The sequence below is a fragment of the Frankia sp. AgPm24 genome (assembly GCF_023243055.1).
In the GTDB taxonomy this organism is placed as follows: domain Bacteria; phylum Actinomycetota; class Actinomycetes; order Frankiales; family Frankiaceae; genus Frankia; species Frankia umida.
The window spans coordinates 1-19,760 of record NZ_JALKFW010000003.1; the positions used below are offsets into that span (position 1 = coordinate 1).

At 70.7% G+C, this 19,760-nt stretch carries 17 protein-coding genes; 4 read left to right on the top strand and 13 right to left on the bottom strand.

The window, feature by feature from the left end; all coding sequences use genetic code 11:
* Positions 1 to 508 precede the first annotated feature (508 nt).
* Positions 509 to 931, top strand: coding sequence for a cold-shock protein (locus tag MXD61_RS01580; RefSeq protein WP_163549287.1), 423 nt, complete (start codon positions 509 to 511; stop codon positions 929 to 931).
* A 25-nt stretch (positions 932 to 956) separates the two neighbouring features.
* Here MXD61_RS01580 and MXD61_RS01585 read toward each other — a convergent pair whose 3' ends face one another.
* Positions 957 to 1,871 (bottom strand): PhzF family phenazine biosynthesis protein, encoded by a 915-nt coding sequence (locus tag MXD61_RS01585; protein ID WP_248811077.1) that lies wholly within the window; start codon positions 1,869 to 1,871, stop codon positions 957 to 959.
* 192 nt (positions 1,872 to 2,063) lie between these two features.
* On the opposite strand from MXD61_RS01585, the gene MXD61_RS01590 reads away from it, so the two are divergent.
* From MXD61_RS01590 to MXD61_RS01600, 3 genes are all read left to right on the top strand, one after another.
* Positions 2,064 to 2,747, top strand: coding sequence for a TNT domain-containing protein (locus MXD61_RS01590; RefSeq protein ID WP_248811079.1), 684 nt, complete (start codon positions 2,064 to 2,066; stop codon positions 2,745 to 2,747).
* Positions 2,748 to 2,975: 228 nt separating this feature from the next.
* Positions 2,976 to 4,394, top strand: coding sequence for an MFS transporter (locus MXD61_RS01595; RefSeq protein ID WP_248811081.1), 1,419 nt, complete (start codon positions 2,976 to 2,978; stop codon positions 4,392 to 4,394).
* Between the two features lie 16 nt (positions 4,395 to 4,410).
* Positions 4,411 to 5,505, top strand: a complete 1,095-nt coding sequence (locus MXD61_RS01600) for a M14 family metallopeptidase (RefSeq protein WP_248811082.1) — start codon at positions 4,411 to 4,413, stop codon at positions 5,503 to 5,505.
* Between the two features lie 77 nt (positions 5,506 to 5,582).
* Here the strand turns inward: MXD61_RS01600 and MXD61_RS01605 are convergent, their stop codons facing one another.
* From MXD61_RS01605 to MXD61_RS01660, 12 genes are all read right to left on the bottom strand, one after another.
* Positions 5,583 to 6,785, bottom strand: coding sequence for a hypothetical protein (locus tag MXD61_RS01605; RefSeq protein WP_248811084.1), 1,203 nt, complete (start codon positions 6,783 to 6,785; stop codon positions 5,583 to 5,585).
* Positions 6,776 to 7,840, bottom strand: coding sequence for an aspartate-semialdehyde dehydrogenase (locus MXD61_RS01610; RefSeq protein ID WP_248811085.1), 1,065 nt, complete (start codon positions 7,838 to 7,840; stop codon positions 6,776 to 6,778). Before MXD61_RS01610 ends, MXD61_RS01605 begins: the two co-directional genes overlap by 10 nt.
* A gap of 56 nt (positions 7,841 to 7,896) precedes the next feature.
* Entirely contained in the window at positions 7,897 to 8,703 is an 807-nt protein-coding gene (locus MXD61_RS01615; protein ID WP_248811086.1) for an SDR family NAD(P)-dependent oxidoreductase, read from the bottom strand.
* Positions 8,704 to 8,797: 94 nt separating this feature from the next.
* Positions 8,798 to 9,700 (bottom strand): hypothetical protein, encoded by a 903-nt coding sequence (locus MXD61_RS01620; RefSeq protein WP_248811087.1) that lies wholly within the window; start codon positions 9,698 to 9,700, stop codon positions 8,798 to 8,800.
* A gap of 23 nt (positions 9,701 to 9,723) precedes the next feature.
* Positions 9,724 to 10,515, bottom strand: coding sequence for an iron-containing redox enzyme family protein (locus tag MXD61_RS01625; RefSeq protein WP_248811088.1), 792 nt, complete (start codon positions 10,513 to 10,515; stop codon positions 9,724 to 9,726).
* 43 nt (positions 10,516 to 10,558) lie between these two features.
* Positions 10,559 to 11,674 (bottom strand): hypothetical protein, encoded by a 1,116-nt coding sequence (locus MXD61_RS01630; RefSeq protein ID WP_248811089.1) that lies wholly within the window; start codon positions 11,672 to 11,674, stop codon positions 10,559 to 10,561.
* A gap of 333 nt (positions 11,675 to 12,007) precedes the next feature.
* The gene (locus MXD61_RS01635; RefSeq protein WP_248811090.1) at positions 12,008 to 12,919 is read right to left on the bottom strand and encodes a hypothetical protein; all 912 of its coding nucleotides are present in this window, start codon (positions 12,917 to 12,919) and stop codon (positions 12,008 to 12,010) included.
* 734 nt (positions 12,920 to 13,653) lie between these two features.
* A complete protein-coding gene (locus MXD61_RS01640) occupies positions 13,654 to 14,652 on the bottom strand; it encodes an ABC transporter ATP-binding protein (protein WP_248811091.1) in 999 nt (332 codons plus the stop codon).
* Positions 14,643 to 15,797, bottom strand: a complete 1,155-nt coding sequence (locus MXD61_RS01645) for an iron ABC transporter permease (protein ID WP_248811092.1) — start codon at positions 15,795 to 15,797, stop codon at positions 14,643 to 14,645. The genes MXD61_RS01640 and MXD61_RS01645 overlap by 10 nt, the downstream gene beginning before the upstream one ends.
* Positions 15,794 to 16,810, bottom strand: coding sequence for an LLM class flavin-dependent oxidoreductase (locus MXD61_RS01650; RefSeq protein WP_248811093.1), 1,017 nt, complete (start codon positions 16,808 to 16,810; stop codon positions 15,794 to 15,796). Before MXD61_RS01650 ends, MXD61_RS01645 begins: the two co-directional genes overlap by 4 nt.
* Before the next feature lie 47 nt (positions 16,811 to 16,857).
* Positions 16,858 to 17,823, bottom strand: a complete 966-nt coding sequence (locus MXD61_RS01655) for an ABC transporter substrate-binding protein (protein ID WP_248811094.1) — start codon at positions 17,821 to 17,823, stop codon at positions 16,858 to 16,860.
* Positions 17,824 to 18,668: 845 nt separating this feature from the next.
* Positions 18,669 to 19,640: an aldose 1-epimerase family protein gene (locus MXD61_RS01660; protein WP_248811095.1), complete on the bottom strand. Its 972-nt coding sequence runs from the start codon at positions 19,638 to 19,640 to the stop codon at positions 18,669 to 18,671.
* Between the last annotated feature and the right edge of the window lie 120 nt (positions 19,641 to 19,760).

Consider the following 19,760-nt stretch of genomic DNA (forward strand, 5'->3'; position numbering starts at 1 on the left):
GGTCGGGTCGGGTCGGGGGTCGGGTCTGGGCGGAATGGGTGCGGTGGTGGCGCCCGGGTTGCTCTGGCCGGAGTGTTGGCATTGCGGGCGGGCATGTGGATGGTCTGCCGATACCGGGGCGCGGGGGTGGTCGGGTGGTGCTTCGCCCGGGTGGATCGATCGCCGATCGGTTCTGCGTCGAGAGAGGGGGTGGAACCGGCCTGTCGACATCGTCAGGATAGTGCCGTCGAATGCGAATATCGAACATGTGATCGATATCATGGGCTCTGCTCCCGTGCTCGCGGAAGTGGTCGTCAATGGGAGCCGAGTCGGGTCGGATGGTCGATGAACCCGCGTCGGCCGAGTCACTGTCGGGCTGCGCGTCGGGCGGTGGTTCGGAGTCGGTGCACAGAGTGCTGGCGGGGCGGGTATGCTGAGTGCCCTTAGGTCGGGTCCGCTGTGTTGGTGGTGGAGTGGTACGGGCTGTCACGGCGGGGACAAAGTCTTTCTGGTGTTGCTGAGGTGAGTCGTGAGTACAGGTAAGGTTCTTCGGTTCGATCAGGTTCGTGGCTATGGTTTCATCGCCCCGAGCGACGGCGGCGACGATATCTTTCTCCACGCGAACGATCTTCTGGTGGAAAAGCATCTTGTCGTGCCGGGTGTCCTCATGGACTTCAAGGTGGAAGAAGGCGAACGCGGGCTGAAAGCCAGTGCGGCCCGCATCGTGGGGTCGGCGCCGGAGCCGTCCGTGTCCCCGATCGCGCCGGTGCGGGTTGTCTCGCACGCGGAGGACGCCGACGGGTTGTGTGACGTCCTGCCGGTCGGGGAGCTCACGCAGGAGGTCACCGAGACGCTGCTGCGGGTCGACCCGGCGTTGACGAGCACGCAGATCGTGCGGATTCGCGCCGAGCTCATTCGGATCGCGGAACGCTACGGCTGGGTCGAGAACTGATCCGGTCGCCGCGTTGGCGGCACGGTCAGAGCAGGGCCGTGCCGCTCAGGCAGGTGATGGTCGCACCCGCCACCCAGACGGTCCCGTCGGGGTCCACGGTGATCCGTACCCGTCCGGCGCGGTGAAGGGCCGCACCCTGGCTGACGGTGTAGGGCGGGTGGGCCCGTCCGGTGGCGATCAGCCACTGGGCGACGGAGGCGTTCAGGCTGCCGGTCACCGGGTCCTCCACGGTGACGCCGCCGCCGCCCAGGAAGGCGCGGACCTCGAAGGCGGTGGGTGAACCCGGCGGCCAGGGTCCGACCACACCGATGCTCCCGTCGACATCACGGGGCCGTAGGGCGAGGACCGCCTCGGCGCTGTCGAGCAGGACCGCGATCCAGCCCGGTCCGTTGTCCGCCCAGGCGGCGTCGACGATCTCGTCCGGGGGGATGCCCAGCATCGTCGCGAGCCCCGCAAGCAGACCCGGGTCGACGGGTCCGGTGCGGCGCGGCGGTGGTGCGGCGAAGGCCAGTCCGTCCGGGGTGCGGCGCAGTGGGATGAGTCCGGCGGCGCATTCCTGACGGAAGCGCGTCCGGCTGGCCGCGTCAGCCTGGGTCTCGAGCCAGGCATGGCAGGTCCCGAGGGTGGGATGGCCGGCGAAGGGCAGCTCCGTCGACGCGGTGAAGATCCGCACCCGGTAGTCCGCCGAGGGCGAGGTCGGGGGCAGGACGAAGGTCGTCTCCGACAGATTGGTCCAGCGGGCGAAGGCCTGCATGGTCGCGGTGTCCAGGCCGGTCGCGTCCAGAACCACGGCTACGGGATTGCCCAGCAACGGCGTCGTGGTGAAGACGTCCACCTGACGAAACGGCCGCGCCGTCGGCGTGCGGGTCGGCTCCTGCGAGCTGACGGCGGACTGGCCGGGTGGTGCCGGGGCGGGGTGGTCGCCGTCCACATCCGTCATGGTCAGAAGCGTAACCAGGGCTGAGCACGGTGGGTGTCGATACCGGCCAGCCGGTCACCCGCGCGGCTGGCGGTGCGCCACGCCACGCCACGCCGGGGCACACACCAGCGTCACCTTCGTTCGCCGCGAGGGGCCGCGCTGTTACTGTCCGCCACCATTACGTGCTGGCAGTGATGGGGTGGAGGGTCGCGGGTGCGCGCTCGGAGGTTGGTCGCGTCGGCGGTGGGCGCGCTGGCGCTCGTGTTCGGCGGGGCGACGACGGTTCAGGCGGCATCGCCGCCGCTGGTCACCGGAGTGCCGGCGCCGCAGGTGCGTCCGCCCACGGTGTCGCTGGACACCTGCTCCACGCAGCTCTACCAGCAGGACGCGCGGCTGGGGCCGGCGAACCTGCCGCTGCTCGGCGAGGTCGGGCATCAGCTCTACTTCTGGTCGCGCACCGGGGATTTCCCGCAACAGCGATTCCTGCAGGTCTTCTGGGACCCGGCGTTCGCCGGCTGGCGCTACCCGCCGCAGGACGGCTTCGTCCTGCGGCCGGACGGCTCGCCGGTGAAGGCTGTGACCGTCCTCGCCCCGGGGTCGGACGTCGACCGCTACGGCGCCGAAGGCGGCCGCTATCTGGCGCCCGCGCACACCCCTTACCGTGAGCGTTCGATCCCACCGTCGAGTCTGGTGGACAGCCCGGCGGCCGGCTGCGACTACCACGAGTACCGGATCCTGCGGCCATTCGCCGTCTACGGCGGCCCGATCGCGGGCTGGTTCGGGCAGCCCGGCGGCGGACTTCAGTACCAGCTGGACGGGACCCTCATTCCCGGTGCGCCGGCGCGGGTGGACGTCTCCTGGTTGCTCGGCCACGGCTTTCTGTACCGGGAGCGCTGACAAGCTCCGGTGGATGTTGTGAACACCTTCGGCGGATGCCGGGAAGACCGGCGATGGCTGACGGATGCTGTGGCCGTCCTGGCCGGAGGTGGCCGGTCGAGATGTGGATTGCTGGTCCGAACGTTCGGAGCCTGTGCTAGCTTCAACCCGCATCTGCGGATTAGATGTCGGCCTTCAATCCGCAGATGCTGGCTGGTAGCCGAGAGTGCGGCCCAGTGATCGGCGACAGTGGCCAGAGGCCGGGGCTGTGGGACGAGAGACATCGAGCAGGTACACACCGAGCACGTCGGTGAGATGAACCGGCGCGGCGACGCCACGTCCGGGGGCGGCCACCGCGCGGTGCTGTGGCTGCTGCTCGGCGTTGTGCTGCTGTCGTCGTCGGCGTTCGGGGTGCTGCTGCTGCTCGGCCCGTTCGTGAAGACGGTCGGTGGCACCGAGCGGACCTACGGGGCGTTGTGCGCGGCGGCGGCGATCCCCACCGCGATCGCCCTCGCACTGCTGCTGCGCCATCCGCGGGCGGTGGCACCGAACCTGCTGCTCGGCGGATCATGCCTGGTGTACACGGCGGCCGCGGTGCTCGCGGCCAGCGTGCACTCCCAGGGGCCGGCGCTGGTGGTCGCCGCGATCGTGCTGGGCACCGCCTGGGCGGTCACCTACACGGCCGCCCCGATGATCGCCTCCGAGCTGTCCGACGACCGTAACCGCGCCACGCTGATCGGCTACGCCACCGGGACCATCCAGGCCGGTTTCGGTATCGGGCCGGTGCTCGGGAGCGGGCTGCGCGACGCGGGCCTGTCCTACCAGCATGTCTTCCTGGTCGGTGCGGGCCTGGCGCTGGGGGCCGCGGTGCTGGTCGTCCCGCTGACGGTGCAGCTGCGCCGGCTGGCGGCGGCGAACGCGGCCCGGGCCACGGCCGCGCCAGCGGTGTCTACATCCGGGTCGCAGCCAGCGCGGGCGGGGGGCACACCGGCCGGCGACGACGGTGGTGCTGGCAGGGACGTGCGGCGGATGCTGCGCTCGCCGAGCGTCGTGCCGCTGACGATGGTGCTGCTCAGCGCCTGCGTGTTCACCACGATGAACAGCTTCCAGACCACGTTCGCCGACAGCCGGCACCTCGACTTCGACGTGTTCTACGTGACCTACACGATCGCCGTCATCGCGGTCCGGCTGGGCCTGGCGCGGAGGCTCTCCGACAGCGCGTCCGACCGGGTCGTCGCCCTGACCACCCTCGGGATGACAGCAGCCTCGGTCGCCTTCGTGTTCGTGGGGTCCAGCCCGGTGCTGTACTGCCTCGCCTCGCTGCTGCTTGGCTGCACCTACGGTCTGGGGCTGCCGGCCTTCCAGGCCCGCGCGGTCAACCTGGCCGGCCCGGCCGAACGGGTGCGGATGCTGCCGATGGCCGGGCTGCTGTTCGAGGTCGCGATCCTCGCGTTCCCGATCGTCGCTGGCGCGGTGGTGGACAGCCACGGTTACCGCGGGCTGTTCGTGTTGCTCATCGGGATCACCAGCGTGGTGACCGTGCTCGGCCAGGTGCGCGGTCAGGCGCGGCCTCCGGCCGTCGGTGCGTCGGCGCCGGATCAGCCACCGCGGCCCGCGGCCGATCCGGCGGCCCCGGTCAGCCAACCGGCCGGCGCGCCCCGGAACTGACGGGAAGGACGGGCAGGTGTACTTCAGCGCGGACTACGCCCAGGCACGGCGTCGTTTTCTGGACGCGGCCGTCGAGCGCGGCGCGCAGCTCGCGTCCAGCACGTTGGACGGGCCGCTCGGCCCGTCCGGCGAGGCGCTGACCACCGACGTCGCCCGGATCGGCGCCGCCACGGGGCCGGCGGTGCTGGTCCTGGTCAGCGGGACGCACGGCATCGAGGGGTTCGCCGGGTCCGCCTGCCAGCTGCGTGTGCTGCGGGAGACGGCCTGGACGGACCTGCCGATCGTGTTCGTCCACGCGCTCAACCCGTTCGGCTTCGCCCACCGCCGCCGGGTCAACGAGGACAACGTCGACATCAACCGCAACTTCATCGACCACGACCAGCCGCCGGCGCCTCGCGGTTACGGTGAGCTGCACGACGCCCTGCTGCCAGGCGACTGGGAGGGCCCCGCCCACGCCGCGGCCGACACCGCCCTGTTCGCCCACGCCGACCGGCTTGGCCTGCGCGAGGTGCAGCAGCGGATCACCGGCGGCCAGTACACCCATCCGGACGGTCTCTTCTACGGTGGCTCGGCGCCGAGCTGGTCCCACCGCACCTGGCACTCCACCATCGGTACCTTCCTCACCGGCTACGAACGGGTCGCCTACATCGACCTGCACAGCGGCCTCGGTGCCCGCGGCGCCGCCGAGCCGATCTTTCGCGGCGGCCCCGATCCGGACGCTCCGCGCCGCGCCCGCGCCTGGTTCGGTGACGTCCTCACCGACTCCGAGGAGGGCACGTCCAGCTCCACGCCGATCGGCGGCAACTCCGCCCGTGCCCTGGTGGCACAACTCGGTGACTGGCCGTCCGGCGCCCCCGAGATCACCGCCATCACCTGCGAGTTCGGCACCCAGGACGGCCTGACGGTGCTGCGTGCCCTCCAGGGGGACAACTGGCTGTGGCAGCAGCGCGGCCCGGTCGACGAGGCCGGGCGCGCCCACATCGGCGACCTGATGCGGGCCGCCTTCAACCCGGACGACGCCCAGTGGCGCACCGACGTCCTCGACCACGGCCTGGACGTCATCACCCGCGCCGCCACCGGTGTGCGCGCCGCCGCCGACCTCCGCCGCTGACCGCTCCGGTCGGCGTCAGCGCGCGGACCGCCGGTAGGTCGGACGGTCCGCGCACGGTCCCGGCGGTGGGGTGCTGGTCAGGGTGCGGGTGGCGGGGCGCCGACGGTGGCGAGCGGGGACGGTCGGAAGACGGCGTCGTGCGCGGCGCGGGCGACGCCGGGGGCGTCCTCGGCGGTGACGAGCCGGTGTTCGAGCCGGCCGTCCGGGAACAGCGTGGTGACCAGACGTAGCTCGGGGCACGGCCGCAGGCCGCGGCCCCGCAGATCCCGGACCGTGTCGGCGAGGACCAGCGACGACCTGTCGGGTTGGACGACGACGGCGTCCGAACCCTGTGCGGTGAGTTCGGCGCAGAGGTCGTGGACGAGCGAGGCGGCGCCGGTCCAGACCGCACCGTGGGTGTGGACGAGCACGGCCGCCGCACTGGTGGCGGCCGTACCCACGATCGAATGGACTCGGCCCTCGGGCAACAGCGAGCGGCAGTGGATCTCCACCTGGTGGCGGCGGGCCCAGTCGACGGCGCTGTGGTGCAGGACCTTGGCGCCGTGGCGGGACATCGTGATCATCGTGTCGTGGTCGACGGTGGCCAGGGTGCGGGCGGTGGGAACCAGACGGGGGTCGGCGGTGCAGATACCGGGGGAGTCGGAGAAGATCTCGCAGGCCGGGGTGCCGAGTGCGATGGCGGCGGCGATCGCGGACAGGTCCGAGCTGTTGCGGCCGAGCATCACCGGGTGGCCGGTGGCATCCAGGGCCTGCCCACCGGGGACGACCAGCACCGTCCCGGCAGGCTGCCCGGCCAGGCGCGCGGTGAGCGCGGACGGGTCGATGGCCCGCAACTCGGCGCTGTGCGGCTCGCCGGCGCCGAGCAGGCCCGCGTCGGCGGGGCCCAGCGGCAGTGCGGTGAGGCCCGCGTCGCGCAGCGCGGCGGTCATCACCGCGACGTTGACGGTCTCACCGGTCATGAGGGCCGCGGCGAGCAGTTCCCGGTCGGGGTCGGGGCTCACGGCCCGCACCGCGTTCGAGAGCCGATCGGTCTCCCCGGCGACCGCGCTGACCACGACGACCGCCCGCCCCCGGCCGGACGTGCCGGCCGGATCGCCGGTGGTGTCGTCGAAGGCGGCTGGGCCCCCCGTGCGCAGCCGCTCGGCGATGTAGGTGGCGATCCGGCGGTGCGCGCCGGGGGCGGCGAACGCCGCCCCGCCGAACTTCAGCACGAGCGTCTCGGCCGAGGCCGACTCGTCCCCGAGGTCCGATGCGGCCGTCAGCTCAGTGGTCAGCGCCACCAGGGCGTCCCGGCGGCGAGGGCGACGATCTGGAGGGCGTTCAGGGCGGCGCCGACGGTCAGGTTGTCGGCGACGACCCACATCCACAGGGCGTGCGGGTCATCGGGGTCGGAGCGGACCCGGCCGACGTGCACGAGGCGGCGTTCGGTCGGTGAGGAGCACACGAACCGTGGCATCGGATAGGCATTCGCGGGGCTGCCCCCAGGCTCGGGATCGCCGTAGACGCGCAGGTCCGGCGCGGCGCGCAGGGCGGCACGGGCATCCTCGGGGCGGACGGGGGCGGTGAAGGTGACGTGCACGGCCTCGGAATGGCCGTTGATGACGGCGACCCGCACCGCGGTCGCGGCGACCCGCAGACCCGGCAGATCCATGATCTTGCGGGGTTCGCGGCGCAGCTTGCGTTCCTCGTGGGAATGGCCGTCGTCATCGCGCAGGCCGATCTCGGGGATCAGGTTGAACGCGAGCGGCGGGCCGAACCTGCCGGCGGTGGTGTCCGCGGGGTCGGCGCCGTCGAGCAGGCCGCGGGTGGTGTCGGCGAGCTGTTCCAGGCCGCGCAGCCCGCCGCCGGACGCCGACTGGTAGCTGGACACGATCACCCGGTCGATCTCGCCGATGTCGCGCAACGGATGCAGCGCCCGCACCAGCTGGATCGTCGAGCAGTTCGGGTTGGCCACGATCCCGCGGGCCGGCCTGGTGGCCAGGGCCTGCGGGTTGACCTGCGGGACGACGAGCGGCACGTCGTCGTCCATCCGAAAGGCCGAGCTGTTGTCGACGACGAGCGCACCGGCCGCGGCGACGATCGGGCCGTAGGCGGTGCTGATCGGGGCGCCGGCGCTGAACACGGCGACGTCCACCGTGGACGGGTCGAACTCCTCGAGCGCGACCACCGGTTCGACCTTCAGGTTCAGGCCGAGTTCCGCGCCGAGGTCGCGCCCGGCCGACCCGCCCGAGGCCACCGGCACCACCCGGTCGACCCCGGGTACCAGGCCCGAGTCCAACAGGGTCAGGCACTCCCGGCCGACGACTCCGGTCGCGCCGATGACGGCGATGTTCACGTGCGATTCCCCCTGGTAGATCGATGACGAGGTGCTGTGCTGTGATGCGCGGCCGCTCAGGCGGAGGCGTCGGTGTCGGTCTCGACGGCCTTCTCGTCGGCGAAGTTGGCGTCGAGGTCGACCCAGCCGCCGTCGACGAAGAGGACCTCGCCGTTGACGTAGCTCGCGGCGTCCGAGGCGAGGAACACGGCGGGGCCGGCGATCTCGGCGGGCTTCGCCCAGCGGCGCAGCGCCACCTTCTCCGAGTAGGCGTCCGCCCAGGCCGAGGACGAACGGATCGGCACGGTCAGCGCCGTCTCGACCGGGCCGGGGGCGATCGCGTTGACCCGGACCCCCATGGGCCCGAGTTCGGCGCCGAAGACCCGCACCATCTGGGCGAGCGCGGCCTTGGTGCCCGCGTAGATGACCTGACCGGGTTCGACGGCGCGGCTGGAGATCGACGAGATGACGATGATGCTGCCGCTGCCCTGCACGGCCATGATCCGTCCGGCGCCGCGCAGGACGTTGAAGGAGCCGCGCAGGTTGACGTCGGTGACGGCGGTGTACTCGTCGTCGGTGTAGTCGATGAGCGGCTTGCGGATGTTGATGCCGGGGGTGCCGACGGCGATGTCGAGCCGCCCGTGCTCGGCGGCGACGCTGGTCAGCAGCGTGTCGACATCGGCGGAGAGCCGGACGTCCGTGGTGGTCGCCTTCGCGGTGCCACCGGCGGCGACGATGGTGGCGGCGGTCTCCTCGACACCGGCGGTGTCGATGTCACCGCAGTCGACGGTGGCGCCCTGGGCGGCCAGGCTGATCGCGATCGCACGGCCGATACCGGACGCGGCGCCGATGACCACCGCGACCTTGCCTGTCAGATCCAGCACCTGTGCTCCTGTGTCCTGGGACCCCACCGTGTTGTTGGGCGACGGCGGTGGGGTCGGGGTGGGTGAAAGAAGAACCGGCCAGTGTTCGGGGCGGTTACGCGGAGCGGGCGGAGGCACGCGTGGACCGGTGGTTCTGGTCGGTCCGGCGAACGAAGTTCGCCATGATCGCCTCGACGGTCTCCGCGGGAATGCGCACCACGCACAGAACGCGGTCGCCGGGCTCGGTGTGCCGTTCGAAATGGGCGTTGACCCGGGCGTCGTCGCAGCGTGGACGGGTGCGGTACAGGTCGCGGGGCACGCCGATGCCGGTGAGACGCCCGCTGGAGGCAGCGAAGGGCGCGTGCGGGGCGAGAGCGGCCGCGATCTCGCGGGCCAGCGCCATGACCCGCGGTTCGCGGCCGCCCGCGCCCTCCCCCCCACCATGGCCAGCGCCGCCCGTCGCCACCGCACCCCCCGCCCGGGCCGTATCTGTCTCCGGGGCCGTATCTGTCTCCGGATACAGGGCGGCGCCGGGCAGTTCGCCGTAGGAGCGCATCGCGCAGTAGGCGACGGGGTTGTAGGTGCGCAGCGCCGCCAGGTAGGGGAAACCACCGGTGACGATGACCTCCTCGAGCAGCGCCAGCCAGCTGGTGGCGAACACCTGGCCGCCGCGCAGCCGGGCGCCGACGAACTGGATGCCGATGTGCAGGAACGGCTGGCCGGACGCGGTGGCCGCCCAGCTCGCACCGAGCGCCGACACGGGTGCGCCGCTGTCGCGTTCGACGCCGACGACCAGATGCTGCGCCTCGCGCAACAGGTCGGGCCGGGCCTCGAACAGGGCGTCCATCCGCAGGTCGGGCAGGGCGGCGGTCAGGCCCGCCCGCAACCAGTGATGCTCAGCCTCGCTGAGCGGGTCGGTGTCGCGGGAGAACCGCACGACGTTGTACGCCGACGCCTGGCCGGTGGGGGGCTCGTCGAGACGGGGCATGACGGTCCGCGACGACGGTAAGTCGGGCATCGTGGCCTGACCGGCCGCCGCGCTCAGGCGAACCGACCGGCGAGCGAGCCGGCGGCCTCGAAGGAGTTCTTCGCCGGGGCGACCACGGCCTGGTAGAGCTCGAGGAAGTAGGCCACCCACAGGTTCGCGACGATCCTCATGTGCTGGATGACCTTCGCCTCGTCCTCGGTGGAGGACACCAGTGAGGTGAGCACACCCCAGACGAAGTCGGCGTGCTCGTCGTCGATGTCGGTACCGACGTGGCGGCGGGCGCCGGCGACCTTCTCCCGGCCGAGCTTCTCCTCGAGGTTCTTCACCCAGGACGGCTGCGTCTTGGTGGTCGTGTACTCGACGAAGTACACGCTGCACAGCAACGCCAGCGGGGTGCCCTCGAACTCCATGCCGTACTGCAGGTAGCCGGTGAGCAGTTTGGTGGCCTGGAACGGGTCGGTGGAGTAGATCTCGTCCTTGGTGACACCGATGCGACCGAGGTCGCCGGCGAACCACTCGTCGTGGAGCATCTCGTCCTCGACGTAGTGGGCCCAGGCGGCACCGCGGACCGGGTCACGCTTGGTGAAGTAGTTGATGGCCAGCGCGTCGATGGTGCGCTTGCGGCGCAGGCGCAGGATGGTCTCGATGTTGTGGCGCTTGTAGTACTCGAGGTTGAGCTCCTCGCCGCGGGCCTGGTGGTCCGCGTAGGGGATCTCGGCGTAGAACTTGTTGATCATGGCGTCGAGCAGGTCGTCGACCTGCGTGCGCAGCGCGCCGAGATCGGCGGTGCGGGCGGCGGCGGCCGCCCGCGGGTCTCCGTACCAGCTGCGCGGGTCGTCGGTCATCGCGAGGGGCTCCTTCCGGGCGGGACGGTGACAGGTAGGCGGTTCAGCAGCCGCAGGTGGGGGTGCGGCGCCGGTTGAGCCGCCGGACGGGCGTCGATCCGGAGGCGCGCGCGGCGCAGACCGGGGCCTCGGGGCCGGCGATCCGGGCGCCGGTGGCCGCATCGGTGATCACCGTGTCGGCGCAGGTGAAGGTGAGCGCGTACCGGGTCGTCGGGGTGAGGCCGAAGCCGAGGTGGACGGTGCCGTCGGCGCCGCCGAACATCTCGTTGAGGCCACAGTTGCCGGGCTGCTGGACGAGTTCGGGGTTCAGGCCGATGCCGAATTCCCAGACGATCCGATAGGACTCGTCGGCGGCGTAGAGCTTGCCGAGTGCGTCGACGGCACGTTGCCCGGCCGGGTCGATGGCGCGTACGTCGGTGACCGCACCGTCGGCGAGGTCGAGCACGATCGTCGCGTCGCGCAGCACGTCGAGGTCGGCGAACAGCTCCGCCTGTTCGCGCAGGACCGCCGGGTTGTCACCGCGGTGCACGATCGGCGCGCCGCGCAGGGCGATGCTGCCGCGCAGGGCGAGCCGGCTGGACGTGTCGAAGCGGTAAAGTCCGGTCGGCGCGGCGCTGGCCTCCCCGGACGGCGCGATCTGCTGCTCGCCCGGACCGAGCACCCCGGCCTGCTGGTTCCACTCGTAGTCACCCGAGATGCCCAGGCGGGCGGAGGCGTGGCCGGCGTGGTCGGCCAGCAGGACCTCGTCCGCGTCGCCGAGGGCCTCGAACAGCCGGTCGGCGCGAGCCTCGAGCGTGCCGCTGTCGGTGCGCTGCACGACGTCGAGGAAGTAGGCGACGTGCGCGTCGGTGACCGGGGTGGAACCGCAGGGCATCGCCGCCAGACGCCGCCCCGGCCCGATCTCGTCGGGTTCGGGGGAGACCAGGAAACGGTCGGGGCAGACGACGAACACGTCGGCCTCGACGGGCATCCCCGGCGCGCGCAGGGCGTTGGCCAGGCTCTGGTCGGCCTCGATCGTGCGGTGCACGACCTCGCGGTAACGCTCGCTTGTGGCCACGGCGAAGTCGGCGGCCCGGTCGGCCTGGGTGAGCAGGCAGAACGTGTTGTGGGGGCCGGGGAACTCCCGATGGGAGTCGGGACGCACGACGAACTGTGCCATGGGGGGGACCACCAGGATGCGCGACGCGACGGAGAACGGGATGGTAGGTGACGGATGGCTTTGACGCGTGGCGGGACGACCGGAGGGGACGCGGTGAACATTCCTGGGACTCGGGGCGCAACGCTGCGCGTTGCGCCCCGAGTCGGGGTGGGCTAACCCGGTCCAGTCAACCCACCCCTACCCCGCGGCATCTCAGCCGAGGAGGGTGCCCAGGTAGCGGTCGTTCTTCTTCACCTGGATCTTCTTCTGCGCGACCTTCTCCACAGTGATCACCTCCTTCCGGTTATCCACGGTAGTGCGGTGAGAGACGAGGAGAACCTCGCCCCGACCCGGTCAGGTGGCCAGACCAACCGGACTTCTTGGGGTCGCCGTCGACGCGGCGGCGTCGGTCGGCGTGCCGAGCATGATGTCGCCCTGGTCGTTTCGGACGACGGTTCCCGGCGAGATGATGTCGAGGTGGTACTGCGTGAACGGCGTGAGCCCGATCCCCCAGTGGAGGCAGCCCTGGGTTCCGCCGTAGACCTCGTTCATCGCGTGATTACCGGGAAGAATGTTCAGGGTGGTGTTCAGCGCGTGGCCGATCTCCCAGACCAGTCGGTATCGGGAGTCTACCGTGAAGAGCGCCTCGAACATTTCCAGAATAACATGCCCACCCGGGTTCGGGGAAGACGTTTCTGTGATGAGTCCGTTTTCCACGTGGGCGATCACGGCGTACTCGCGCATCGGCCAGAACTTGCCGTGAATACGCTCCTGGTCGTTCCGGGAGAACGACGGGGTGCCCGAGTGCAGGATCGGGTACCCCTGAAAGACGATATCGCCGTCGAGCGGCAGGCGCAGGTAGTCCTCAAAAGACCGGATCTCGATCGGCAGTACGCTGATCTCACCGGCGGGCACGATCTGCTGCTCGCCCCAGCCGACCAGCCCGGCCTGCTGGTTCCAGACCAGCTCCCGGTCGAACAGGCGCAGCACCGCCACGGTGCCGTACCGGTCGTCACGGTACTCCAGGGACTCACCACGTTCGGCGAGCTCGAAGAAGCGGTCGGAGAACTCCTCCTGGGCCTGCGGGTCGGTCGCTTCGACGCAGGTCAGGAAGTGTTTCAGGGTTTCGAGGTCGGTCGGGGTGGAGTTGCAGGCCATGCCGAGCAGCTTGCGTCGCGGGCCGAGCACGTCCACCGGCGGTGACTGGAAGAAGGCCTCGGGCGACATGACCAGCACGTGCGCCTGCTCGGGTACCTCCTCGCGCATGAGACGGGCGAACTCGTCCTCACCACCGCGGAAGTCGATGATGCGATAGTCCACGTAGGCGGCGTCCCGGACGAGGCGGACCCTGTCCATGAGGCTGGCATTGGTCACGAGACAGAAAACCGTACCGGCGGGATCGCCGAACTGGCGTATCCGGGACGGATCAACGACGATCTCGGACGAGGTCATCTCTTCTCCAGTGCACTTCGCAGCGTGCGGTGAACAGAGTGAACCAGATGTGCTGTCGGGTCCGGTGCGAGCGCGGTCACGGTGTTGTGCCAAGCTGGGCGGAAATGCCGTCCGACGCGCAGGGGTGCTGGGCTGTCGGAGTGCTCCGGGGTCGCACTTGTTCGCGAACCGCGCTGACCGGTGAACCGTACTGACAGGCACACCACGCGCGGCCGGTGAACCAGATTCGACTGGTGCGGCATGCTCGGCTGGTGAATCGCGCTGATCCGTGAACCGGTACGGACCCTCTGGAAAAAACTATAACGTGGTCTGGATTCCGGTGGAAGCGGTTTCGGGAAATCAATCGGGGTTACTTTGCGATGACCGTCGTGAACTGCTGGTCGCGACCATTCGTCGGCCGGGAACGGCACATGCGTCGGTCGGCATTGACCGCACCGCGGTGAATGGCCGGGTGGCCGCGAACGGCGGGGGCAGGGCCGCCGGGCCCGGTACTGTGCTCGCCGGGCGGCGGCTGGGAGCACCGCCGGGCCCGGGCCGTCCCGCGGGACTCAATCCCCGCTCCGCGCGACCGAGCCGGGGCCCAGGCCGGAGCCGGGGCCCGCGCCGGACGGGCGCACCATGCCCGACGGGCTGGTGGGGATCGGGACACAGGTACGGATGTCGCGCCGGCCGTGGCCGGGCGGCAGGGTCACGCCGGTGACGTGCACGGGGACGCCGTACAGGTCGCTGAGCCGTTCGCCGGTGACGACATCGTCGGGATGACCGTCGGCGATGACCACCCCGTCGCGCATCAGCACCGCCCGGTTGGAGTACGTCAGGGCATGTGAGGGCTGGTGGGTGGTCATGATGATGCAGTGCCCCTCGCGGGCCAGTTCCGCGACGACGAGCAGGGTACGGACCTCGTTGCCGTAGTCCAGGGCGGCGGTCGGCTCGTCGAGGATGAGGATCCCGGCCTGCTGCACCAGCGCCCGAGCGAGCAGGACGAGCTGACGTTCGCCGCCGGAGAGCGCGGCGAAGGATCGTTCGGCCAGGCGTCCGATGCCGAGCCGTTCGAGCTGCTCCAGAGCCCGGCGGCGGTCGGTGACACCCGGTGCCTCGAGCAGCCCCAGGTGGGGGGTGCGGCCCATGACGGCGATGTCGAGCGCGGTGAACGGGAACGGCGACGAGGTGGACTGCGGCACGTAGGCGACCCGACGGGCGAGTTCACGCGGGGTGAACTCGCTGATATCGCGTCCGCCGATGCGCACGACGCCGCTCTGCGGGCGCAGCAGGCCCAGCAGGCAGCGCAACAACGTCGTCTTACCGGCGCCGTTGGGTCCGAGCAGGCAGCACACCTCGGCGGAGTCCACCGACAGGGACACGTCGACGATCCGGTGACCGTGCCGTCCGTACCCGAACGACAGGCCGCTGACCTCGACCTGCGGCGCCGAGGTGGCCGAGGCGGCCGACGGCGCGGCCGGGGCGACCCCCGGTGACGGCGACGGCACGGATGATTCCGGCGCCGCGGGCGTCACACTGGTCGCGTTCTCCGCTCCGGTCACAGCCATTGGCGTCCCGCCTTCGCGAGCAGTCCGACGAAGAACGGTGCGCCGATGAGTGCGGTCAGGATGCCCAGCGGCAGGTCGAGCGAGGTCGCGGTGCGGGCGACGTCGTCCACGGCCAGCAGGTAGGCGGCGCCGATGATGGCCGCGACCGGCAGCAGCCGGTTGAACGACGGTCCGACGACGAAGCGGGCCAGATGCGGAACGACCAGTCCCACCCAGCCGATGATGCCGGCGACGCTGACCGCGGTCGCGGTCATCAGGGTGGACGCACCGATGGTCAGCGTCCAGATCCGGGCCCGGTTGACGCCGAGCGAACGCGCCTCGTCGTCCCCGGTGGCGAGCACCGTCAGCTGCCAGCGCACCGCGTACAGGACGACCAGGCACACCGCGACGATGATCGCGGGCACGATCAGGCTGTGCATGCTGGCCCGGGCGAGGCTGCCGAACAACCAGAAGGTGATCTCCGGCAGGGTCGTCTCCGGGTTCGCGAAGTACTGCACGCTGGAGATCAGCGCGTTGAACATCGCACCGATGATGATGCCGCCGAGGACCAGAATGATCAGCGAGCCGCGGCCGACGAACCGGGCGATGGCCATCGACAGCGCCGCCGCCGTCAGCCCGCAGGCGAACGAGATGATCTGCAGCAGCGACGTGTCCAGACCGATCAGGATCGACACGGACGCGCCGAACCCGGCTCCCGCGGCCACCCCGAGGATCTCCGGGGAGACCAGCGGGTTGCGGAACATCGTCTGGTACGCGGCGCCGGATGACGCCAGCGCCGTACCCACCAGCAGCGCGGCGAGGATGCGCGGCATCCGGATGTCCATGACGACGGCCCGGTCCTGGCCGCCGACCGCGTCGCCGATGCCGAACAGCTCGTGGCCGAGGACCCGCAGCACCGTCCACGGGCTGAGGGTGAACCGTCCGAGCCCGAACGAGACCACCACCAGCACGATCAGCACCACACCGAGCGTGACGACCCGCATGTGGTCACCGATGGTGAGTCGCACCCTGGCGGTGGCCCGCTCGCGTCGTCCCTTCGCCGGAGCGGCTTCGGTCGCGGTGTCGGTCGCGGCGGTCAGATCCGCACCGGTGGAAGGGTTCGTGTCGGCGGTGGCGGCGGCCGAGGGCGGGGCGGGGCGGTTCATGACATCGCCCGGAAGGTCGCGGGCTGGGCGAGCAGCGGGACGACCTTGCCGGCGAACATCCGCACGGTGCTCTGCTGCATCGCCAGCGACGCGGTACCGCTGAACGACGGACGTAGGTTGATCCGTTCCACGCCGAGCGAGTCGCGCAGGAGCGCCATCCGACGGGCGACGGTGGTGGGGCTACCGATCACCGCGGTGTCCTCCTGGAACCGGGACGGATCGAAGTCGCTGTCGCCGACGATCTGGTGGCCGTGCTCGTCCCCACCGAGGGCGGCCAGGCGCCTGGTGAGGCGCACGACGATCGGGGTGGCCCGCTCCCGGGCGGCCTCGTCGCTCTCGGCGACCAGGCAGAACCGTTCGATCCGGATGTCGCTGGCCTGCCCACCGTGCGCGGTGTAGAGCGCGACGCAGGTGGCGATCGACGCGGTCGTCGTCACCGCGGGCAGGACCAGCCGGTGGCGGCGGGTGGCCGCCCAGATGATCGACTCCTCCGAGCGTGGGGAGATCTCGATCGGTGGGTGCGGCTGCTGCAGCGGGATCGGGCCGACCCGGTACTGCGTGCCGTCGGCGGCGCTGCGGGTCCGGCCGCGCCAGTAGCCGAGCAGCGTGTCGAGGGCCTCGGGCAGATCGGCGGCGGCCGGCTCCGTGCCGCCGCGGTAGGCGGCGGCGTAGGCGTCCACCGGCCAGCCGATGCCGAGGATGACCCGACCGCCGCTGAGGTGGTCCAGGGTGGCGAGGTCGGCGGCGAGCTGGATAGGGTCGTGCATCGACAGGTGCAGCGCGGTGAAGCCGAGGCTGATCCGGGTGGTGGCGGCGGCGACCGCCGCGGCCAGCGGAATCGGCGACGGCCGGGAGGTCACCGTGCGGGAGCCGACGGAGCTCAGGTGGCCGTCGGTGAACCAGAGACTGTCATAGCCGAGGGTCTCGGCGATCCGGGCGAGTTCCACCGTGGAGGTGGCACCGTTACCGCCGAGATCACCGCGTCCGCCGGGCAGGCCGAATCGCATCATCATGGTTGTGTCACTGCGCCGGGGGCGCGGCCCTTCCCGTCCAGAGGTGATTACCGGGAGCCGACCTGGAGGATCTGGTCGAGGTCGGCGTCGGTCACCTGGTAGTCGAAGAACTTCTGGTAGAAGGAACGCGTCTCGGCGCGGATGTCGACATCCTTGAACAGGTCAGGGTGCAGCATCTTCGCGATCCACTGGATCTGCAGCGCCTCCTCGGGACCGAACCTTTCCCACGGGTAGAGACCCTGCGGGTTGAGGTAGACGCGGTTCGTCTGGACGGCCTTCAGGCTCTTCCAGCCCGGGGCCTTCTCGAACTCGCTGATCACCGACCGGGCGGTGTTCGCCGCGAGCCCCTGGTCACCACCGGGGGTCTCGACCACGAGCACGTCCGGGTTCCACTGCAGCAACTGCTCCATGGTGACGGTGACGTGGGTGCCCTTGACGCCGCTGGCGGAGTCCGTGCCGCCACCGAGCCTGATCCAGCCGTCGATGAGGGACTTGCCGCCGTCCACCACCAGGGGCGGGTAGCTCGCGACATGCACCACGCTTGGTTTCTCGGTGTCCGGCAGACTCGCCAGCCGCGACTTCACCATCGCGAGCTTCGCGTTGACGTATTCCCCGTATGCCTTGGCCCGCGTCGCGGCTTCGCCGCCATAGACCTTTCCGGCGAGTTCGATGGACGGCACGAGCTGGTCGAAGGTGTCGAAGTCCATGTTCAGTGCGGGCAGCCCGGCCTGTTGGAACGGGGTGAGGGTGGCGCCGCCGTCGATCGTGGAAACGACGTCCGGCCTGAGTTTGAGCAGCTCCTCCATGTTCACCTTGCCGCCGCTGCGGAACAGCTCCGGCAGGTCGTTCACACCGGGGAACACCTTGCGCAGGAACGGAATCGTCTTGACGTTCTGCGGGATCGCCACGAGCTTCGGACCCACCCCGAGCATGATGTCGGTCATGGTATGGGCGGGGAACTGCTCGGCGATTCGGTTGATCCTGAGTGGGACGGTGACTTTCTCCCCGCTCATGGATGTCACGACCTGCGTCGTGGGTGCGGCACTCGCGGCCGTGGACGGACCCGAGGAGCCGGACGAGCCGCAGCCGGCGGCCAGCGCCAGCACCGCGGCGGCGGTCCCCAGGGCCAGTGGGCGGGGGCGCGTCAGGAGCGCTCCGGGCGTTGTCGAGGCCGCTGGCGCGGCCTGGCCGCGGGATACCGGACCCGCGGCGTCTCGGTGCCTGGCCGCTCGCGCGACGGTGTACCGGGAAAACAAGGTGGAGCCGGATGCCACGTCTTCGTCCCCCGAACGGGTGGATGCCGATGAAAGCAGAAGGTGAGTAACTCGACACTGACGGTGTGTCGCCATGCTGGGTGGCTGCGGGTCGGCGGACGGTGCTCCGGTGCACCTGAACTCCGCGAACGCGGCTGGGATGCACCATAGACCCCGCATCTGCGTCTGTCACGCAGCCAGAGATCCTGATCTGCGGATATGGACACCAGCGTGGCTCTGTGTGCCCGGGAGGGTCACCGGGCGGAGCGTTTTCCTCGTCCAGCTTGACGAGTCACCGAGAGTATCGGGGGGTGGAGTAAGAAACTCCTGCTACGAAGGGAATTCTTGCCTAGAAGTTCGGTGTATCAGTGCCGCGAGCGAAAAATTTTGCGCCTGGTTGTCGCGGTGAGTATCTGGACCTGAGAGTCCGTCACGTCACGTGCCGATGTCGCGTAACAGTGGAGTTTCCGCGTTGACCGGGCGACGTAACCTGCGCCGGTCGGAACACGCACGCGATGTGATCCGCGTCCTGCCCGCGCGGGACAGGGCGATCCCACGTCCGGCCAGGCCTGGGACGCGCGCCCGGCCGAACGTGGGACGGGTACTCAGCCGAACGCGGGGGAGATGCCCCAGGAGCCGCCGAAGGACTCCGCGGGGGCCAGCGTGCGCAGCCCCGCACCGCTGTTGAACGCGTTCGCCGGGCAGGTCAGCGGCTCCACCGCGATGCTGCGCCGCCGCTGCGCCGGCCCCAGGGTGTCCGCGGTGAAGACCTGCAGATACCCCCAGGCCTCGTCCATCCACACCGTGAGCGCGTCCCCGCCGGGGACCGCGAGCACCGCCCGCGCCCGTCCATCCGGATCGTGGGCGAGATCGGTGTAGCAGGTGTCCAGCACCAGTTCGCCGATCGGACGGGCGCGGCGGAAGTCGAACGAGCCCACGGTGGTGCCGGCCGGGCCGCCGTCGACCGGGTGGGCGTCGACGGGGGCCGTGCCGGTGGGGATCAGGCGGTCGTCGGTGAGCAGACGGGTGGCGGCGGGGACGGTGAGCGTCACCTCGTCCGCGACCTCGGCGCCGCCGCCCAGGCCCGCGACCGCGAAGTACGGGTGCACGCCCAGGCCCACCGGGGCGGGGCCGGCGCCCACGTTCGTCGCCGTGAAGGTCATCGTCAGCCCGTCGCCGGCGAGCCGGTAGTCGGCGGTGAAGGCGATGGTGAACGGATAGCCGCTCTGCGCCCGCAGCACGAACGACGCGCGCACCGCGTCCGGCGTGGACTGCTCGAGCTGCCAGGCCGACCAGCGGACCAGTCCATGGGTGGCGTTGCGCAGCGCCACCTCGTTCAGCGCGAGCTGATAGGTGGAGCCGGCGAACGCGTAGCGCCCGTCGGCGATCCGGTTGGGCCACGGCGCCAGCAACTGGCCGCGGCCGCGACTGGCCATCGCGTCAGGCGGATAGCCATCCAGGATGTGCCGATCGCCCACCTGGTACTCCCGCAGCCCCGCCCCGACCTCGGTGACGACCACCCGGGCGTCGCCGTGCACGAGCTCCGCCTGCCGTCCGGATGGCGCTACTGGCTGCATCAGGTCCTCCTTGACCGTGACCGCGTGCCTGACCTTGCCGCTGTGTCTGGTCACCAGTATTCGGGATGCCACCGGCATCTGGCCGATGGCATCCCGCTACCGGGCGCCCGGACCGGTGGG